At 52.3% G+C, this 16,835-nt stretch carries 16 protein-coding genes; 8 read left to right on the top strand and 8 right to left on the bottom strand.

What is annotated here, in order from left to right:
* The first annotated feature begins 172 nt into the window (after positions 1 to 172).
* Positions 173 to 997 carry a protein bax gene (locus OGV71_RS06390; protein WP_003024247.1) on the top strand — a complete coding sequence of 275 codons (825 nt, stop codon included), beginning with the start codon at positions 173 to 175 and terminating at the stop codon, positions 995 to 997.
* Between the two features lie 44 nt (positions 998 to 1,041).
* On the opposite strand, the gene xylR is transcribed toward OGV71_RS06390, so the two are convergent.
* Complete coding sequence (xylR, locus tag OGV71_RS06385) at positions 1,042 to 2,220, bottom strand: D-xylose utilization transcriptional activator XylR (RefSeq protein WP_003024250.1); 1,179 nt, start codon at positions 2,218 to 2,220, stop codon at positions 1,042 to 1,044.
* 361 nt (positions 2,221 to 2,581) lie between these two features.
* Here xylR and xylA point away from each other — a divergent pair, with 361 nt between their 5' ends.
* The 3 genes from xylA to yiaB all read left to right on the top strand — a co-directional run bounded on the left by xylA (position 2,582) and on the right by yiaB (position 5,951).
* Entirely contained in the window at positions 2,582 to 3,904 is a 1,323-nt protein-coding gene (xylA, locus tag OGV71_RS06380) for a xylose isomerase (RefSeq protein WP_003024252.1), read from the top strand.
* Between the two features lie 71 nt (positions 3,905 to 3,975).
* The gene (xylB, locus tag OGV71_RS06375; RefSeq protein ID WP_115489330.1) at positions 3,976 to 5,430 is read left to right on the top strand and encodes a xylulokinase; all 1,455 of its coding nucleotides are present in this window, start codon (positions 3,976 to 3,978) and stop codon (positions 5,428 to 5,430) included.
* A 167-nt stretch (positions 5,431 to 5,597) separates the two neighbouring features.
* Positions 5,598 to 5,951 (top strand): inner membrane protein YiaB, encoded by a 354-nt coding sequence (gene yiaB / locus OGV71_RS06370; protein WP_204583187.1) that lies wholly within the window; start codon positions 5,598 to 5,600, stop codon positions 5,949 to 5,951.
* On the opposite strand, the gene OGV71_RS06365 is transcribed toward yiaB, so the two are convergent.
* Positions 5,948 to 6,943, bottom strand: coding sequence for an acyltransferase (locus OGV71_RS06365; protein WP_071696676.1), 996 nt, complete (start codon positions 6,941 to 6,943; stop codon positions 5,948 to 5,950). The genes yiaB and OGV71_RS06365 overlap by 4 nt on opposite strands.
* 172 nt (positions 6,944 to 7,115) lie before the next feature.
* Between OGV71_RS06365 and OGV71_RS06360 the strand changes: the two genes are divergently transcribed.
* The 3 genes from OGV71_RS06360 to glyS all read left to right on the top strand — a co-directional run bounded on the left by OGV71_RS06360 (position 7,116) and on the right by glyS (position 10,510).
* Positions 7,116 to 7,424 carry a YsaB family lipoprotein gene (locus tag OGV71_RS06360; protein WP_003024259.1) on the top strand — a complete coding sequence of 103 codons (309 nt, stop codon included), beginning with the start codon at positions 7,116 to 7,118 and terminating at the stop codon, positions 7,422 to 7,424.
* Positions 7,425 to 7,519: 95 nt separating this feature from the next.
* Positions 7,520 to 8,431, top strand: a complete 912-nt coding sequence (gene glyQ / locus OGV71_RS06355; RefSeq protein ID WP_001168551.1) for a glycine--tRNA ligase subunit alpha — start codon at positions 7,520 to 7,522, stop codon at positions 8,429 to 8,431.
* A 9-nt stretch (positions 8,432 to 8,440) separates the two neighbouring features.
* Positions 8,441 to 10,510: a glycine--tRNA ligase subunit beta gene (gene glyS, locus OGV71_RS06350; RefSeq protein ID WP_003837705.1), complete on the top strand. Its 2,070-nt coding sequence runs from the start codon at positions 8,441 to 8,443 to the stop codon at positions 10,508 to 10,510.
* 113 nt (positions 10,511 to 10,623) lie between these two features.
* Here the strand turns inward: glyS and cueP are convergent, their stop codons facing one another.
* From cueP to OGV71_RS06335, 3 genes are all read right to left on the bottom strand, one after another.
* A complete protein-coding gene (gene cueP, locus OGV71_RS06345; RefSeq protein ID WP_003024269.1) occupies positions 10,624 to 11,163 on the bottom strand; it encodes a copper-binding periplasmic metallochaperone CueP in 540 nt (179 codons plus the stop codon).
* 187 nt (positions 11,164 to 11,350) lie between these two features.
* Positions 11,351 to 11,563, bottom strand: coding sequence for a transcription antiterminator/RNA stability regulator CspE (gene cspE, locus OGV71_RS06340; protein ID WP_000014594.1), 213 nt, complete (start codon positions 11,561 to 11,563; stop codon positions 11,351 to 11,353).
* Between the two features lie 279 nt (positions 11,564 to 11,842).
* Entirely contained in the window at positions 11,843 to 12,133 is a 291-nt protein-coding gene (locus OGV71_RS06335) for an HTH-type transcriptional regulator (RefSeq protein WP_003024273.1), read from the bottom strand.
* A gap of 380 nt (positions 12,134 to 12,513) precedes the next feature.
* Between OGV71_RS06335 and OGV71_RS06330 the strand changes: the two genes are divergently transcribed.
* Positions 12,514 to 13,224 carry a DUF3053 domain-containing protein gene (locus tag OGV71_RS06330; RefSeq protein ID WP_003024276.1) on the top strand — a complete coding sequence of 237 codons (711 nt, stop codon included), beginning with the start codon at positions 12,514 to 12,516 and terminating at the stop codon, positions 13,222 to 13,224.
* Between the two features lie 58 nt (positions 13,225 to 13,282).
* On the opposite strand, the gene ghrB is transcribed toward OGV71_RS06330, so the two are convergent.
* From ghrB to OGV71_RS06315, 3 genes are all read right to left on the bottom strand, one after another.
* Complete coding sequence (ghrB, locus tag OGV71_RS06325; RefSeq protein ID WP_204583188.1) at positions 13,283 to 14,257, bottom strand: glyoxylate/hydroxypyruvate reductase GhrB; 975 nt, start codon at positions 14,255 to 14,257, stop codon at positions 13,283 to 13,285.
* Between the two features lie 258 nt (positions 14,258 to 14,515).
* On the bottom strand, positions 14,516 to 15,826 hold the full coding sequence (locus tag OGV71_RS06320) for an MFS transporter (protein ID WP_032939182.1): 1,311 nt from the start codon (positions 15,824 to 15,826) through the stop codon (positions 14,516 to 14,518).
* 70 nt (positions 15,827 to 15,896) lie between these two features.
* Positions 15,897 to 16,835, bottom strand: a complete 939-nt coding sequence (locus OGV71_RS06315) for a sugar kinase (RefSeq protein WP_204583189.1) — start codon at positions 16,833 to 16,835, stop codon at positions 15,897 to 15,899.

Here is a 16,835-nt window from a genome sequence, read left to right as displayed (position 1 = left end):
CATTTTCTTCGAATTAATGGCACCCTGAACCGTTAATGCGTGACATAGTTTCAGAATTGGACTATTCCTTTGGGTGCTCTTGACGGCTATTTTTGATATGATTTGAGATTCATCTCTCATTTTTGTGAAAAATATAAGGTGTTGGAATGTATAAATCCGACCAGGAGACCTAATGATATTGACTCCCATTCGACGATATGGGGCAATGATTCTTATGTTACTCACCGTTGCATTTTCGGGTGAGGTGCTGGCAAAGACACACACGGCGACAACGAGTCACAAGCCTCAGATAACCAAGGCAAGTAATAAACAGGTTAGCAGTAAACAAGAGTATTCTCGCAATAGTGCAAAGAGTAGTTCACTTCCTGATTTGCGAAAATACCCTTCCGGAACACCAAGGAAAAAAGCGTTTCTCCGGACGGTTATGCCTTATATTACCAGTCAAAATGCTGCCATTACTGCGGACCGTAACTGGCTGATTTCAAAACAGTACCAGAACCGCTGGTCACCGACTGAGCGTACGCGTATGAAAGACATCGCGAAGCGCTACAAGGTGAGCTGGTCTGGCAACACGCGTAAAATTCCGTGGAATACGCTGCTTGAGCGCGTAGACATTATCCCGACCAGTATGGTGGCAACCATGGCTGCGGCCGAAAGCGGCTGGGGTACGTCGAAGCTGGCGCGTAGCAATAACAACCTGTTTGGCATGAAATGTGGCAAAGGTCGCTGTAACAATGCCCCAGGTAAGGTGAAAGGCTACTCACAGTTTGAATCGGTGAAAGAGTCGGTGAATGCTTACGTCATCAACCTGAACACGCACCCGGCTTACTCTTCTTTCCGTAAATCACGTGCGCAGTTGCGTAAAGCCGATCAGGAAGTCACCGCTACCGCGATGATCCATAAGCTGAAGGGTTATTCCACTAAAGGACAGAGCTACAACAACTATCTGTTCGCAATGTATCAGGATAACCAGCGTTTAATCGCCGCGCATATGTAATTCTGTGTGCCGGATGGCGGCTTCGCCGTATCCGGCAATAATCCTCACAGCAACACTTCGCTGTTCACATCGCGATACTCTTTTGGCGTCGTGTCGTACTCTTTCTTGAAGACCGAATAGAAATACTGCAGAGACGGATAGCCACACATCTGTGAAATTTCGTTGATTGAAAGCGTGGTAGAAATCAACAGACTGCGCGCTTTTTCCAGCTTTTCGGCATGAATCACGGCGTGGATAGTCTCTCCGACCTCTTCTTTAAAACGCTTCTCCAGATTTGAACGTGAAATCCCTACTGAATCAAGAACTTGCTCAACCTTAATCCCTTTGCAGGCATGATTGCGGATAAAGTGCATCGCCTGAATGACGGCAGGATCGGTCAAGGAGCGGTAATCGGTTGAGCGCCGCTCAACCACGCGCACCGGAGGAACCAGAATGCGTTGCAGCGGCAGCGCCTCATTCGCCAGCAAGCGGTGCAGGAGTTTTGCGGCCTGGTAGCCCATCTGCCGGGCTCCCTGAGCCACGGATGACAGCGCTACCCGTGATAAGTAACGGGTCAGTTCTTCGTTATCTATTCCTATCACGCATAGCTTTTCCGGTACCGGAATATGTAGGTGCTCGCAGACTTGCAGGACGTGTCGTGCCCGCGCGTCGGTGACCGCGATAATGCCGGTTTGCGGCGGCAACGTTTGGAGCCAGTCTGCCAGACGATTTTGCGCGTGCTGCCAGTTTTCCGGCGCAGTTTCCAGCCCCTGGTAGACGACGCCGCGGTACTTTTCTTTAGCCACCAACTGGCAAAAGGCATATTCACGTTCTGCGGCCCAGCGTTTACCGCTTGAGGAAGGCAGGCCGTAAAACGCAAAACGGTTAACCCCTTTCTCTTTCAGATGCAGAAAAGCGCTTTCTACCAGCGCGTGGTTGTCGGTAGCAATGTAATGTACCGGGGGGTAATCTTGCTCCCGATGGTAGGAACCCCCAACGCCGATGATCGGAACATCGACATCGGCAAGTAATTGCGCAATGTCATCATCGTCATAATCGGCAATAACGCCATCGCCTAACCAGTCTTTAATATTATCGATACGGGCGCGGAAATCTTCCTCAATGAATATATCCCACTCGGATTGCGATGCCTGTAAATATTCACCCACTCCTTCTACCACCTGACGGTCATAGGCTTTATTGGCATTAAATAACAGAGTGATGCGGTGACGTTTATCAAACATAAGAACCTGTCCTGGAAAGGTTAACGTGGGCCTGTCGATACTAGCAAAACCGCCGGTACGACTGCTTGATGAAGCGTGACAAATTTCCTGATTGCCTGAGGCCAGGCAAAATTTACATACTGTCAGCGGGATGACAATTGTCATTTTTCATCTGCGCATTACGGTTTTTTGTTTAATGGCTAACCTTCGATCGCGATCGCTTTTTTATTTCGTTTTTCAGCGCGTTTTTTTGGGAGCCAGCGCACGTTTGGGTATTCTCTTAATAGCGGTGTGAAATAACGTAATTGAGCAATAAATCAGGAAATTCCAGTATAGCCATATCGCAGTTTACTTACCGTATTACCTGATTATGGAGCTTATTATGCCGGCTTATTTTGACCAACTTGATCGTGTTCGTTTTGAAGGTACTCAATCCACCAACCCGCTCGCATTTCGCCATTACAATCCTGACGAAATCGTGTTGGGCAAACGTATGGAAGATCATCTGCGTTTTGCTGCCTGCTACTGGCATACCTTCTGCTGGAACGGTGCGGATATGTTCGGTATGGGCGCTTTCGATCGTCCGTGGCAGCAGCCTGGTGAAGCACTGGCGCTGGCGAAACGCAAAGCGGACGTGGCATTTGAGTTCTTCCACAAGCTGAACGTGCCTTACTACTGCTTCCATGATGTGGATGTCTCGCCTGAAGGGGCTTCACTGAAAGAGTACAAAAACAACTTTGCGCAGATGGTTGATGTGCTGGCGGCAAAACAGGAACAGAGCGGCGTGAAGCTGCTGTGGGGAACAGCAAACTGCTTTACCAACCCACGCTACGGCGCGGGTGCGGCAACAAACCCGGATCCAGAAGTGTTCAGCTGGGCCGCCACGCAGGTGGTTACGGCCATGGATGCCACGCACAAGTTAGGCGGTGAAAACTACGTTCTGTGGGGTGGTCGTGAAGGCTATGAGACGCTGCTGAATACCGATCTGCGTCAGGAACGTGAGCAAATTGGTCGCTTCATGCAGTTGGTGGTGGAACACAAACACAAAACCGGTTTCCAGGGCACTTTGCTTATCGAGCCGAAACCGCAGGAACCGACCAAGCACCAGTACGACTACGATGCGGCGACCGTCTACGGCTTCCTCAAGCAGTTCGGTCTGGAAAAAGAGATCAAACTGAATATTGAAGCTAACCATGCCACGCTGGCTGGCCACTCGTTCCATCACGAAATCGCCACCGCTATCGCGCTGGGTCTGTTTGGCTCTGTCGATGCCAACCGTGGTGACGCGCAGCTGGGCTGGGACACGGATCAGTTCCCGAACAGCGTAGAAGAGAACGCGCTGGTGATGTACGAAATCCTGAAAGCGGGCGGTTTCACCACCGGTGGTCTGAACTTCGATGCCAAAGTGCGTCGTCAGAGTACCGATAAATATGATCTGTTCTATGGTCATATTGGCGCGATGGATACCATGGCACTGTCGTTGAAAATTGCGGCCCGTATGATTGAAGACGGTGGTCTGGATCAGCGCGTGGCAAAACGTTATGCCGGTTGGAATGGTGAGCTGGGCCAGCAAATTCTGAAAGGGCAGATGACGCTGACGGAAATTGCGCAGTACGCTGAACAACATAACCTGGCGCCGGTGCACCAGAGCGGTCATCAGGAATTGCTGGAAAATCTGGTGAACCATTATTTGTTCGACAAATAACGGGTTTCTGAGAACGTCCGTAAGCCCGGTCAGCTCGCGCTACCGGGCCTTTCTTTAAGGAACGATGCCTTATGTATATCGGGATAGATCTTGGCACATCGGGCGTAAAGGCCATCCTGCTCAACGAGCAGGGGGATGTGGTCGCTTCGCACACGGAGAAACTCACCGTCTCGCGCCCGCATCCGTTATGGTCTGAACAAGACCCTGAGCAGTGGTGGTCGGCAACGGATCGGGCTGTGAAAGCATTGGGCCAGCAGCATTCGCTTCGCGAGGTGAAAGCGTTGGGGATTGCCGGACAGATGCACGGCGCGACGCTACTGGATGAGCAACAGAAGGTATTGCGTCCGGCTATTCTGTGGAACGATGGTCGCTGTGGTGAAGAGTGCGTGATGCTGGAGAATCAGGTTCCGCAGTCTCGTGCGATCACCGGCAACCTGATGATGCCTGGCTTTACCGCGCCAAAACTGCTGTGGGTGCAACGCCACGAGCCGGAGATTTTCAACCAGATTGATAAAGTCCTGCTGCCGAAAGATTACCTGCGTTTGCGCATGACCGGTGATTTTGCCAGCGATATGTCTGATGCGGCAGGGACAATGTGGCTGGATGTCGCGGAGCGTGACTGGAGCGATGTCATGCTGGCTGCCTGTAAACTGACTCGCGCACATATGCCTGCGCTCTATGAAGGCAGCGAGATTACCGGAACCTTGTTGCCAGACGTCGCTAAAGCCTGGGGAATGCAGGAGGTTGCGGTTGTTGCCGGAGGTGGTGATAACGCGGCGGGGGCGGTTGGCGTAGGCATGATGAATGCCGGTCAGGCGATGCTTTCGCTGGGGACGTCCGGTGTCTATTTTGCGGTGAGTGATGGTTTCCTTAGCAAACCGGAAAGTGCGGTTCACAGTTTTTGCCATGCTTTGCCTGAGCGATGGCATCTGATGTCTGTGATGTTAAGTGCGGCATCGTGTCTGGACTGGGCGGCAAAATTAACCGGACTGGCGAGCGTTCCTGCATTGATTGACGCTGCGCAACAGGCTGATGAACTCGCGGAGCCGGTCTGGTTTTTACCTTATCTTTCCGGTGAACGTACGCCGCATAACAATCCGCAGGCCAAGGGCGTATTTTTCGGTCTGACGCATCAGCATGGTCCGGCAGAACTGGCGCAGGCGGTGCTGGAAGGTGTGGGGTTTGCGCTGGCTGACGGTATGGACGTGGTACATGCCTGCGGCGTGCAGCCCGCCAGCATTACGTTGATTGGCGGCGGGGCGCGCAGTGAATACTGGCGTCAGATGCTATCTGACATCAGCGGATTGCAGCTGGATTATCGTACCGGCGGTGATGTCGGCCCTGCACTTGGTGCGGCGCGACTGGCGCAAATTGCCATGAATCCGCAGCGGCCTTTATCAGACCTTCTGCCTCAGCTTACGCTGGAACAAGCGCATTATCCTGACGCCGGGCGCCACGCGCTTTACCAACAACGTCGGGAAACCTTCCGCCGAATCTACCAGCAGTTGCAACCGCTGATGTCCTGATCCTCGTTCCCCTCTGGTAAACAGAGGGGATTTATCAAATGTATATTTCAATCCAATAAATAGTTAGTACGCATGGATTTATTCTGAAAGTCCGGCGTAGTGCCATTTTTCTGTGTTGTCTTTAGCGGGTTATTCATATTGTATCCATGATGGATAAGGAGATCCCAATGAAGACGACAAGGCTGTTGCCATGGATGTTATTTCTCTCAGGCATACTGACTTACAGTATTGGCTTATGGCGGGCATGCCCGTTATTGAGTGGCAAAGGCTATTTTTTCGGCGTGCTGATGACGGGAATGTTTGTGACATATGTTTATCAGCGTGCTGAAAATCTCGATCAGAGCGACGATCGCTTCGCCTCTGTATGTCAAATGGTCGCACTCATCACGATAGGGTTGCTGCTGGTGGGCGTCTGGAACGCCCCGTTATCGCCCCTCGAAAAAGGGCTGTATCCGGTGGCATTCATCATATGTTTACTGGGGCAAGTTTTGTTGCTACGTCTGCAAAATATGGGGGATTAACTCACCAGCCCGCGCGTATCGATGCGCTGCAACAGTATGGACAACAGTAAACTGCCTGCCAGCGTGGCGCTGAAAATCCACAGCATATCCAGCGGTGGCCAGTTTTTGAGTTCAATTCCGTTGGTTCGTAGTGCGTGAATGATCAGCGCATGAAAACCATAAATGCCCAATGAATGGCGAGAAATAAGGCCCAGTAGCGGCAGAGTACGTGTGCTGAGCGTATTTTTGACCAGCGTCAGGAGTGAGACGGCGCAAATAAATACCGCAGGGCCGCAGTAGAGGTACCAGGTGTCGGCAAAATTGCCTCGCCAGCGCAGTTCATGCAATGTGCCACGAGAAATAATAAATACTGCGGTAATGAATAACGCCGCACAGAGCCAGCTGAGCGCGCGCTTTTGCGTATCCATCATGCCAATCGCCCGGCCCAGCATGCCGTACAGGATGTAATAGAAGGTGTCGCCGCTGATGTACAGGTTAATGGGTAGCCATTCAAAACCGCCAATTTTTTGCGAGACGGTATTGGGATTGGCAATCACGCCTATCACCACCATCAACGCCAGCAGCATCTTGCCGCTGATATTTTTCACCTGTATCAGCGGAGAAACCAGGTAGATGACGGCGATCGCGAAGAAAAACCACAGATGATAGAACACCGGCTTTTGCAGCAGGTTCTTCAGCGACAGCTCAGCGTTGATCGAGGTAAACAGCAGGATATAGGCCAGCGCCACGCTGCTGTAAAACAGAATGCAGAGCGTGATGCGCAGGAAATGGCGCGGTTTGGCGCTACGCTCGCCAAAAAACAGATAACCCGAAATCATAAAGAACAGCGGGACGCTGACGCGAGAGGCTGAATTGAGCACGTTAGCCAGATCCCAATTCAACGGGCTGACGCTTTGCGCATTGGTGATGTACCAGGTCGTGGTGTGGATCATCACGACCATTAAACAGGCTATCCCGCGCAGGTTATCAATCCAGAAAATTTTGGGCTGCATCAGTTCCTCTGTGTCCATTAAAAAAAGTCTGACCGATATTTTGCGAACGTAGCTCACTGGAATAATCCGAGTTCTTACGCTAAAGCTTGAGATGGTCTGATGAGATTCTCAAAATAGGATCTGTTTCCAGACACTAATAATAAGACTGACCAGCAAACCAGGCGGTAATAAAATGATGATGAAGTATTTCTTTCCCACAATCGCTACCCTTTTGCTGGTAGCGTGCGCTGACACACAACCGTCTGCACCCGCGCAGAAAGCGCAAAAGGTTAAGGTCAGTGCCACACGTTCGCTGGATATGGAGTCATTGTGCAAAAATGAGGCGGCGCAACGCTACAACACTGGCGCGCAGAAAATTGATATCTCCGGCCTGGAGCAATTCCAGGGCAGCTATGAGATGCGTGGTTCTACCTTCCGTAAAGAGAGTTTTGTCTGTTCTTTTGATGCAGACGGGCAGTTTTTGCACCTTTCCATGCGCTAAGTTCCCCCTTTTTCCCGTTTCGTACTGTATATCTTGCAGCCAGCGGGTATACTGATCGCTTCCTTTAAATCCACACGTATCCAGCACGAAATAATATGCAAAAGTTTGATACCAGGACCTTCCAGGGCTTGATCCTGACCTTACAGGATTACTGGGCTCGCCAGGGCTGCACCATTGTTCAACCATTGGACATGGAAGTCGGCGCGGGAACATCTCACCCAATGACCTGCCTGCGTGCGCTGGGGCCGGAACCGATGGCGACTGCTTATGTGCAGCCTTCCCGTCGTCCGACCGATGGCCGCTATGGCGAAAACCCGAACCGCTTACAGCACTACTATCAGTTCCAGGTAGTGATTAAGCCGTCACCGGACAACATTCAGGAGCTGTACCTGGGTTCTCTGAAAGAGCTGGGTATGGACCCGACCATTCACGATATTCGTTTCGTGGAAGATAACTGGGAAAACCCGACGCTGGGTGCCTGGGGTCTGGGTTGGGAAGTGTGGCTGAACGGCATGGAAGTGACTCAGTTCACCTACTTCCAGCAGGTTGGTGGTCTGGAATGTAAACCAGTAACCGGGGAAATTACCTACGGTCTGGAACGTCTGGCCATGTACATTCAGGGCGTAGACAGTGTTTACGACCTGGTCTGGAGCGACGGCCCGCTGGGTAAAACCACTTACGGTGACGTGTTCCATCAGAACGAAGTGGAGCAATCCACCTACAACTTTGAATACGCCGACGTGGACTTCCTGTTCACCTGCTTCGAGCAGTACGAGAAAGAAGCGCAGCAACTGCTGGCGCTGGAAAATCCGCTGCCGCTGCCTGCGTATGAACGTATTCTGAAAGCCGCCCATAGCTTCAACCTGCTGGATGCGCGTAAAGCCATCTCCGTCACCGAGCGTCAGCGCTATATCCTGCGCATTCGCACCCTGACCAAAGCAGTGGCAGAAGCTTACTACGCTTCCCGTGAAGCCCTTGGCTTCCCGATGTGCAACAAAGACAAATAAGAGGCGGCCATGTCTGAGAAAACTTTTCTGGTGGAAATCGGCACTGAAGAGCTGCCACCAAAAGCACTGCGCAGCCTGGCTGAGTCCTTTGCTGCAAACTTTACCGCGGAGCTGGACAACGCTGGCATCGCGCACGGCAACGTTGAGTGGTTTGCTGCACCGCGTCGCCTGGCGCTGAAAGTCGCGAATCTGGCGGAATCTCAACCCGATCGTGAAGTTGAAAAACGCGGTCCGGCCATTGCCCAGGCGTTTGACGCTGAAGGCAAACCGAGCAAAGCGGCAGAAGGTTGGGCACGTGGCTGCGGCATCACGGTTGATCAGGCTGAGCGTCTGACTACCGACAAAGGCGAATGGCTGCTGTATCGCGCGCATGTGAAAGGCGAAAGCGCTGAAACGCTGCTGCCAAACATGATTGCCACTTCGCTGGCGAAGCTGCCGATCCCGAAACTGATGCGCTGGGGCGCGTCTGACGTTCACTTCGTGCGTCCGGTTCACACCGTGACTCTGCTGCTGGGCGACAAAGTGATTCCGGCAACGATTCTGGGCATTCAGTCCGATCGTGTGATCCGTGGACACCGCTTTATGGGCGAGCCGGAATTCACTATCGATTCTGCCGATCAGTATCCGGAAATCCTGCGTGAGCGAGGCAAAGTCATTGCGGATTACGCTGAGCGTAAAGCGAAAATCAAAGCCGATGCTGAAGAAGCGGCGCGTAAGATTGGCGGTAACGCTGACCTGAGCGAAAGCCTGCTGGAAGAAGTCACCTCGCTGGTAGAATGGCCGGTAGTGCTTACCGCGAAATTCGAAGAGAAATTCCTCGCTGTTCCGTCTGAAGCGCTGGTACACACCATGAAAGGTGACCAGAAGTACTTCCCGGTTTATGCGAACGACGGCAAATTGCTGCCGAACTTTATCTTCGTTGCCAACATCGAATCGAAAGATCCGACCCAGATTATCTCCGGTAACGAGAAGGTTGTTCGTCCGCGTCTGGCTGATGCCGAGTTCTTCTTCAATACCGACCGTAAAAAACGCCTTGAAGACCATCTGCCGCGTCTGCAAACCGTGCTGTTCCAACAGCAACTGGGTACGCTGCGCGACAAGACTGACCGTATCCAGGCGCTGGCGGGCTGGATTGCTGGTCAAATTGGCGCTGACGTTAACCACGCAACGCGTGCTGGCCTGCTGTCCAAGTGCGATCTGATGACCAACATGGTCTTCGAGTTCACCGACACCCAGGGCGTGATGGGAATGCACTACGCGCGTCACGATGGCGAAGCGGAAGATGTTGCTGTGGCGCTGAACGAGCAGTATCAGCCGCGTTTTGCCGGTGATGACTTGCCGTCTAATCCGGTTGCTTGTGCCGTGGCGATTGCTGACAAGATGGACACCCTGGCGGGTATCTTCGGTATTGGTCAGCATCCGAAAGGCGATAAAGACCCGTTTGCGCTGCGTCGTGCTGCGCTGGGCGTGCTGCGTATCATCGTTGAGAAGAACCTGAATCTGGATCTGCAAACGCTGACGGAAGAGGCTGTTCGTCTGTATGGCGACAAGCTGACCAACGCCAACGTGGTGGATGACGTTATCGACTTTATGCTTGGTCGCTTCCGCGCCTGGTATCAGGACGAAGGTTATACCGTCGATACCATTCAGGCCGTGCTGGCGCGTCGTCCGACTCGTCCGGCTGATTTCGACGCACGTATGAAGGCGGTTTCGCACTTCCGTACACTGGAGGCCGCGTCCGCGCTGGCTGCCGCGAACAAACGTGTATCGAACATCCTGGCGAAGTCTGAAGAAACGCTGAATGACCGTGTGAATGCGGCAACGCTGAAAGAGCCGGAAGAAATTGCGCTGGCGATGCAGGTTGTGGTGCTGCGCGATAAGCTGGAGCCAGTTTTCGCCGCTGGCCATTACCAGGAAGCGCTGGTTGAGTTAGCGGAACTGCGTGAGCCGGTTGATGCGTTCTTCGAGAAAGTGATGGTCAACGTAGAAGATAAAGATCTGCGTATCAACCGTCTCTCCATGCTCGAAAAACTGCGCGAACTGTTCCTGCGCGTGGCGGATATTTCGCTGCTACAGTAACGGTCCTGAGCTGACTTAGAAAATGCCGGATGGCGGCTTCGCCTTATCCGGCCTACGAGATAAACACCAGTAGGCCGGATAAGCATTGCGCCATCCGGCATTTTTTTATGTTGTTAGCGCAGCTGTAATTTAGTCAGACAGGTCTGGCTGTCTTCCATGGTCTTAATGGGATACTCCGCTTTTTTGCCGTTGTAGCTTACTGCGATGGTGCCTGCCATATTGCGCGGTAGCCAAACCCCGACGAAGCCATTTCGACCGCTCTTCATCTCTTTTTGTAGCACTACATCACCCTTGTTATCCGTCACTTTGACATTGAATGTCTTCTCCGGCATTTCGCCCTGGCAACCGGAAAGGCTGTGGTTGAAGCAAGGATGTGTTTGCCATTCATAAGGGGCAAATGACAGATAGAACTTGTCACCGAGCGGCAGGGTATAGATCTGATCGCCTGAAGAGAGCTTCAGTTCAGTACTGGTGACGGATGCCGAGTAGGGCAGTGGGCGGCTCTGTGGAGACTGGTCAATGGCCTCGACGATTTGCTCGACGGATTTTCCGCTGAGCCCGTGTTCCGCCAAAAAAGTGGCTTCAGGGGTTGCGGCGAACGCGCTACCGGTGGTGAGTAAACCTAAAACCAGCAGTAATGAGGATTTCGACATAGCTTCAATTCCTTGTGAACGTTGTGGAATACAGACTGGCTCACTATAAAGCTTGCCCTTAGGGAAAGGTCAAAGGGGCGGCGGGTAAAGTAATGCAAAGACGCGTGTGGGCGAGGCGTTTTAAGAAGTACAGATAAAAAAAATCCCCGCCGTTTGGCAGGGATTCAGAATCTTGAGCTTTTTAAGCTTACAGGCTGGTTACGTTGCCAGCTGCCGGGCCTTTAGCGCCGCTTTCGATGGTGAAGGAAACTTTCTGACCTTCGTCCAGAGATTTGTAGCCATCGTTCTGGATAGCAGAGAAGTGTACGAACACGTCTTTAGAGCCATCGTCAGGAGTGATGAAGCCGAAACCTTTGTCAGCGTTGAACCATTTTACGATACCAGTCATTTTACCGGACATAGTGTATTACCTTTTAAAAAATAAGTGTGCCTTTCGGCGATATGGCGTGCTTTACAGATTTTTTAACAGTAAAGGAAATGCTCACTACGAAGGGTATCAACGATAACTCTTGAAGGGACTTGCCTTACTAACTGCTGTAATGGTCTGTACGTCAAACCGTTGAGGGCATTAACTCATTTTACGCATGTGGATGCAACTACTATTTTCTTTTTTGTGGATAACCTTCGTAAGGGAACGGCCCCGTTACAGGACCGTTTTTAAGCAAAATTGAAAAATAGTTCAATCCATCAGTTGCTTACTTAATCTTGGATCTGCTTGGATCAGGCGCATTAACTTCAATTCGGTAGTGGAAGGCTTTACGCGTTTAGACTCCCATTCATGAACCATCGCGACTGTCACGCCCATTACTCGGGCAAAATCATCTGTTTTTAAACCTGTCCCTCGTCGTAACTGTTCAAATTCGGTGAAAGGGTTGGTTTTTTGCGTCAGAGTGACCGTCTGCGATACATCTTTAAAAACAATCTGCTCCAGACTGCTCAGCAGTTCAAACATAGGATCTTTGTATTCCATTGAGAACTCCTACAAATCACACAGCGGGATCGTGAATTTCTTCGAAGCTCATTAAGAGTAGTCGCAAAAAATGAAGTCGGATTCGGGGTTTGAGAGATGGATTCGTTTCAGCAGATCGCAGGTGACAATCTGTTACTGGCTAACAAACTGATAAAGGTCGGGATCTCCGAACGATCGATTCCGATTGTAAAGATGACTAAAATATGACGCCGAGTAGTAAATGCAGCATTGTTTAGCAAAACGAACGGTGGTGGGAACGGTTATTTTCCCCCACAAGATTATGCGGAAAGGGTATCTTGCGGGGCTGACCTGGACTATCCTTGTTAACGTCAGGCACGCGGGTGTCGTTGTGCGCATTTTTGGGTGAAAGGAGTATTAAAATGGCGACAGGTAAGTCCTGCTCTCGCTGGTTTGCGCCTGTTTTGGCGCTCTTAATGGTAGTTGGCCTGAGTGGGTGTTTTGATAAAGAAGGCGATCAACGCAAAGCGTTTATCGATTTTCTGCAGAATACTGCAATGCGTAGCGGAGAGCGTTTACCAACGCTGACCGCCGATCAGAAAAAACAGTTTGGCCCGTTTGTGTCCGATTACGCGATTCTGTATGGCTATTCGCAGCAGGTTAATCAGGCGATGGACTCCGGTCTGCGTCCGGTGGTTGATAGCGTAAATGCGATTCGTGTTCCTCAGGATTATGTGACTCAGCGTGAGCCGCTGCGTCAGGCAAATGGTGCGCTAGGTGTATTAGGGCAACAGTTGCAGAATGCGAAACTACAGGCAGATGCTGCGCATGGCGCGCTGAAGCAGGGCGAAGATCTGAAGCCGGTCTTTGACCAGGTTTACAATAAAGTCGTTACTGTACCTGCAGAGGCGTTACAGCCGCTGATCCCTGCAGCGCAAATCTTCACGCAGCAGTTAGTGCAGGTTGGTGATTTTGTGGCGCAGCAGGATACGCAGGTGAGCTTTGTCGCCAACGGTATCCAGTTCCCAACGTCACAGCAGGCAAGTCAGTACAACACGCTGATTGGCCCGTTGGCTGCTCAACATCAAGCATTTAACCAGGCCTGGACTGCTGCGGTGAATGCCGCTCAGTAATTAAGCCGCTGTAAGATATGAAGGGCCGGGTGAGTGTAAGCGCTACCCGGCCTTTTGTTTATCGCGCGACCTGCGGGTTTACGCAGTTCTTCTCAACGCGTCCTTGCAGCGCATCGATTAAGTTATCCACCGCACAGGCCGCCATGTTATAGCGCGTTTCATGCGTGGCTGAACCAATGTGCGGCACAGCAACCACGTTTGGCAGCGACAGCAGCGGTGAGTCTGCCGGTAATGGCTCCTGCTCAAACACATCCAGGCCAGCGGCATGAATTTCGCCGTTTTGCAGGGCGGCAATCAGTGCTTTTTCATCGACCACCGGCCCACGTCCGGCGTTAATGAAAATGGCGGAAGACTTCATTTTGGCAAACTGTTCGGTGCTGAACAGATGATGCGTTTCGTCGGTTAACGGCAGGATCAGGCAGACAAAATCGGATTCTTGTAACAGCGTATCGAGGTCGCAGTAGCGCGCATTGAAGCGTTCTTCTGCTACCTGATGATGACGGCGCGCATTATAGAGAATCGGCATGCTAAAGCCGAAATGCGCACGTTGTGCCAGCGCCAGCCCAATGCGGCCCATGCCGACAATCCCCAGCGTTTTGTGGTGCACATCCGTACCGAACCAGTCCGGCCCGATACTTTTGGTCCATTCACCGACCTTCACGCGTTCAGCCACTTCTACCATGCGGCGAGCGGTACTTAACACCAGCGCCATCACCGTATCGGCGACGGTTTCTGTCAGTACGGTTGGCGTGTGCATCAACAGCACCTTACGCGCGTTAAGGGCATCGACGTCGAAGTTGTCATAGCCGACGGAAATCGTGGAGGTCGCACGCAGTTTCGGCATTTTCTCCAGTAGAGCGGTATTGACGGCTTCACTGGAGCCCAGCAGACCTTCCGCATTGGCAAAAGCCTCAGCGTGCTGTGCGACCGTTTCCGGGCGCAGGTTAGGCACCTGAGTCACAGTAAAATGCTCTTCCAGGCGATGCAGTAAATCGTCAGGTAACGCTTTATAGAGAATAATGGACGGCTTCATGCAAATCTCCGTAAGTTAAAATTTAAGCGTGGCGTGCGCCAATAGGTAGCTGTTGATTATTAGCAGGCTCAGGCCGAGTCCTGCCGTTGCACACGCACGTCGCTGGCGGTTATTTTTGCCCAGTGCAAGGCACGAGCAGAGAAGTTTGGTGAACCAAACGAGCTGGGAGTAACGCCGCAATGGGCAAAAATAGCCCCAGCCCTTCGGGACACGCGTCAGAACCACGAACTCTTCGTTGTCTGGCTTGGGCATAGTTCACTATGCCCAGCGCCCTCCGCCTTGATTACGCGGTTCTGCCACAGTGTCGACGGTGTGTTCAATGGCAGGACTCGGCCTCACAATGAGAGTTAGCCATACTGAGACAAAAAGCGCTACCCCCATAAAAATGTACGAGGCGGACGGGCTGCCGGTAGCGCCATTGAGGTAGCCGACAAACCATGAACCAAAGAATGAGCCTAGCGCGCCCATACTGTTAATCAGCGCCATTGCACCCCCGGCAACGTTACGCGGCAGCATTTCAGGAATGATGGCAAAGAAAGGACCATAAGGGGCATACATTGCCGCACCCGCAATAACCAACAGCGTGTAAGAAATCCAGAAGTGGTCTGCGCCCACGGCCCAGGAGCCGATAAAAGCGAAAGCAGCTATCAGTAACAGTGGCCAGACAAACAGCTTACGATTTTGCAGTTTATCGGAGGCCCAGGAAACGAGGATCATCGCCGCCGTCGCCGCCAGATAAGGTACGGATGACAGCCAGCCAACCTCAACCATCCCCAGATTTGCACCGCCGTTGCGGATAATCGACGGCAGCCACAGGACAAAACCATAGACGCCAATACTCCAGGTGAAATACTGCATACACAGCAGGATGACGTTACGTGAGCGGAAAGCCTCGCTATAGTTCCGTACGGCTTTGATGCCTTGCTGCTCTTTTTCCAGTTGTGCCTGAAGGGCGGCTTTTTCAGATTCTGACAGCCAACCGACCTGAGACGGTTTGTCTTTTACCAGCACCCACCAGCAGAACGCCCAGATGATGGCCGGGAAGCCCTCGATGATGAACATTTCCCGCCAGCCCAGCGCCTGGATCAGATACCCGGAAACCACGGACATCCACAGGACGGTAACCGGGTTACCGAGGATCAGGAAAGTGTTTGCGCGCGAACGCTCGGACTTCGTAAACCAGTTACTGATATAAATCAGCATTGCGGGCATGACCGCGGCTTCAACGACGCCAAGAATAAAGCGGATGGCGGCAAGCATTGGAATATTGCTGACCATGCCGGTTAACGACGCACAGGCACCCCAGAGGATCAGACAGACAAAAATCAGTTTTCGTACGCTGCGGCGTTCGGCGTAAATTGCGCCCGGGATCTGAAAGAAGAAGTAGCCGAGGAAAAACAGCGCGCCCAGCAGGGAAGAGATCCCTTTGGTAATGCCGAGGTCCTCGTTGATACCTGCGGCGGAGGCGAAGCTGAAGTTCGCGCGGTCAAGGTACGCCAGGCTATACGTGATAAACACGATTGGCATGATGTACCACCAGCGTTTTGCTGCATTAGTTGAGCTATTCATAGACTGCCCTCTGGTTATACTGATACGCCGCCTCTGAATGTAGGGTACAGAGACAGAGTTGGCCGGGAATTTATTCCCCTAATTGTTCACGTGTGGGTAATCCTTCGCTGTCGCCCTGAACCTGAATGGCCAGTGCGCCAATTTTATTGCCGCGGGTCACAGCCTGATGCAGCGAGCGGCCTTCCAGCAGGGCGCTAATAACGCCCACGGCAAAACCATCACCTGCGCCGACCGTATCAACCACGTTGTCGACTTTTACCGGTGCAACGCAGCCTTGTTCACCGCCGGCGGTTTTGTACCAGGCGCCATCAGCCCCGGTTTTGATGATCACGGCCTTCACCCCGTGGCGCAGATAAAAGTTGGCGATGGCTTCAGGCGTCTCCTGACCGGTTAAAATCATGCCCTCTTTTAATCCAGGCAAAACCCAGTCGGCCTGGAATGCCAAACGGTTCAGTTTTTCCACCATCTCGGCTTCGCTTTTCCACAGCACAGGGCGTAAATTCGGGTCGAACGAGATGGTCTTCCCTTGTGCTTTCAGTGTGCGGGCGGTATGGGCTAACAGTTCATAAGAGCTGGCAGAAAGTGCCGCCGCTACGCCGCTCAGGTGTAGGTGGCGCGCGCTGGTGAAGTAGGCTTCGTGATAATCCTCAATGCTGAGGTGGCTGGCAGCGGAACCTTTGCGGAAGTATTCCACAATGGGATCGGTTCCATTTTCGACCTTAGATTTAAGCTGAAAGCCAGTAGCGTAACGCCCGTCCTGGGTGACTCCCTGCGCATCAATCCCTTCTTTTTCCAGCGACTTAACGATAAAACGGCCAAAACTGTCGTTGCCTACACGGCTTACCCAACCGACCTTCAGGCCCAGCCGGGCAAGACCGGTCGCCACATTGAGTTCAGCGCCAGCAACGCGCTTGATAAACTGCTCCACATCCGCCAGTTCGCCGGTTTGCGTGGCGACAAACATCGCCATCGCTTCACCAATCGTTACCACATCCAGTGAATTTTTCAT

This window comes from Citrobacter sp. Cf088, from assembly GCF_030334295.1.
Lineage (GTDB): Bacteria > Pseudomonadota > Gammaproteobacteria > Enterobacterales > Enterobacteriaceae > Citrobacter > Citrobacter freundii.
This window is presented reverse-complemented; position numbering and strand designations above follow the sequence as displayed.

What these genes read in the sequence shown, in the direction of transcription:
- OGV71_RS06390 (WP_003024247.1), top strand. Translation starts at nt 173, where the DNA reads ATGATATTGACTCCCATTCGACGATATGGGGCAATGATTCTTATGTTA.
- xylR (WP_003024250.1), bottom strand. Translation starts at nt 2,220, where the DNA reads ATGTTTGATAAACGTCACCGCATCACTCTGTTATTTAATGCCAATAAA.
- xylA (WP_003024252.1), top strand. Translation starts at nt 2,582, where the DNA reads ATGCCGGCTTATTTTGACCAACTTGATCGTGTTCGTTTTGAAGGTACT.
- xylB (WP_115489330.1), top strand. Translation starts at nt 3,976, where the DNA reads ATGTATATCGGGATAGATCTTGGCACATCGGGCGTAAAGGCCATCCTG.
- yiaB (WP_204583187.1), top strand. Translation starts at nt 5,598, where the DNA reads ATGAAGACGACAAGGCTGTTGCCATGGATGTTATTTCTCTCAGGCATA.
- OGV71_RS06365 (WP_071696676.1), bottom strand. Translation starts at nt 6,943, where the DNA reads ATGCAGCCCAAAATTTTCTGGATTGATAACCTGCGCGGGATAGCCTGT.
- OGV71_RS06360 (WP_003024259.1), top strand. Translation starts at nt 7,116, where the DNA reads ATGATGATGAAGTATTTCTTTCCCACAATCGCTACCCTTTTGCTGGTA.
- glyQ (WP_001168551.1), top strand. Translation starts at nt 7,520, where the DNA reads ATGCAAAAGTTTGATACCAGGACCTTCCAGGGCTTGATCCTGACCTTA.
- glyS (WP_003837705.1), top strand. Translation starts at nt 8,441, where the DNA reads ATGTCTGAGAAAACTTTTCTGGTGGAAATCGGCACTGAAGAGCTGCCA.
- cueP (WP_003024269.1), bottom strand. Translation starts at nt 11,163, where the DNA reads ATGTCGAAATCCTCATTACTGCTGGTTTTAGGTTTACTCACCACCGGT.
- cspE (WP_000014594.1), bottom strand. Translation starts at nt 11,563, where the DNA reads ATGTCCGGTAAAATGACTGGTATCGTAAAATGGTTCAACGCTGACAAA.
- OGV71_RS06335 (WP_003024273.1), bottom strand. Translation starts at nt 12,133, where the DNA reads ATGGAATACAAAGATCCTATGTTTGAACTGCTGAGCAGTCTGGAGCAG.
- OGV71_RS06330 (WP_003024276.1), top strand. Translation starts at nt 12,514, where the DNA reads ATGGCGACAGGTAAGTCCTGCTCTCGCTGGTTTGCGCCTGTTTTGGCG.
- ghrB (WP_204583188.1), bottom strand. Translation starts at nt 14,257, where the DNA reads ATGAAGCCGTCCATTATTCTCTATAAAGCGTTACCTGACGATTTACTG.
- OGV71_RS06320 (WP_032939182.1), bottom strand. Translation starts at nt 15,826, where the DNA reads ATGAATAGCTCAACTAATGCAGCAAAACGCTGGTGGTACATCATGCCA.
- OGV71_RS06315 (WP_204583189.1), bottom strand. Translation starts at nt 16,835, where the DNA reads ATGAAAAATTCACTGGATGTGGTAACGATTGGTGAAGCGATGGCGATG.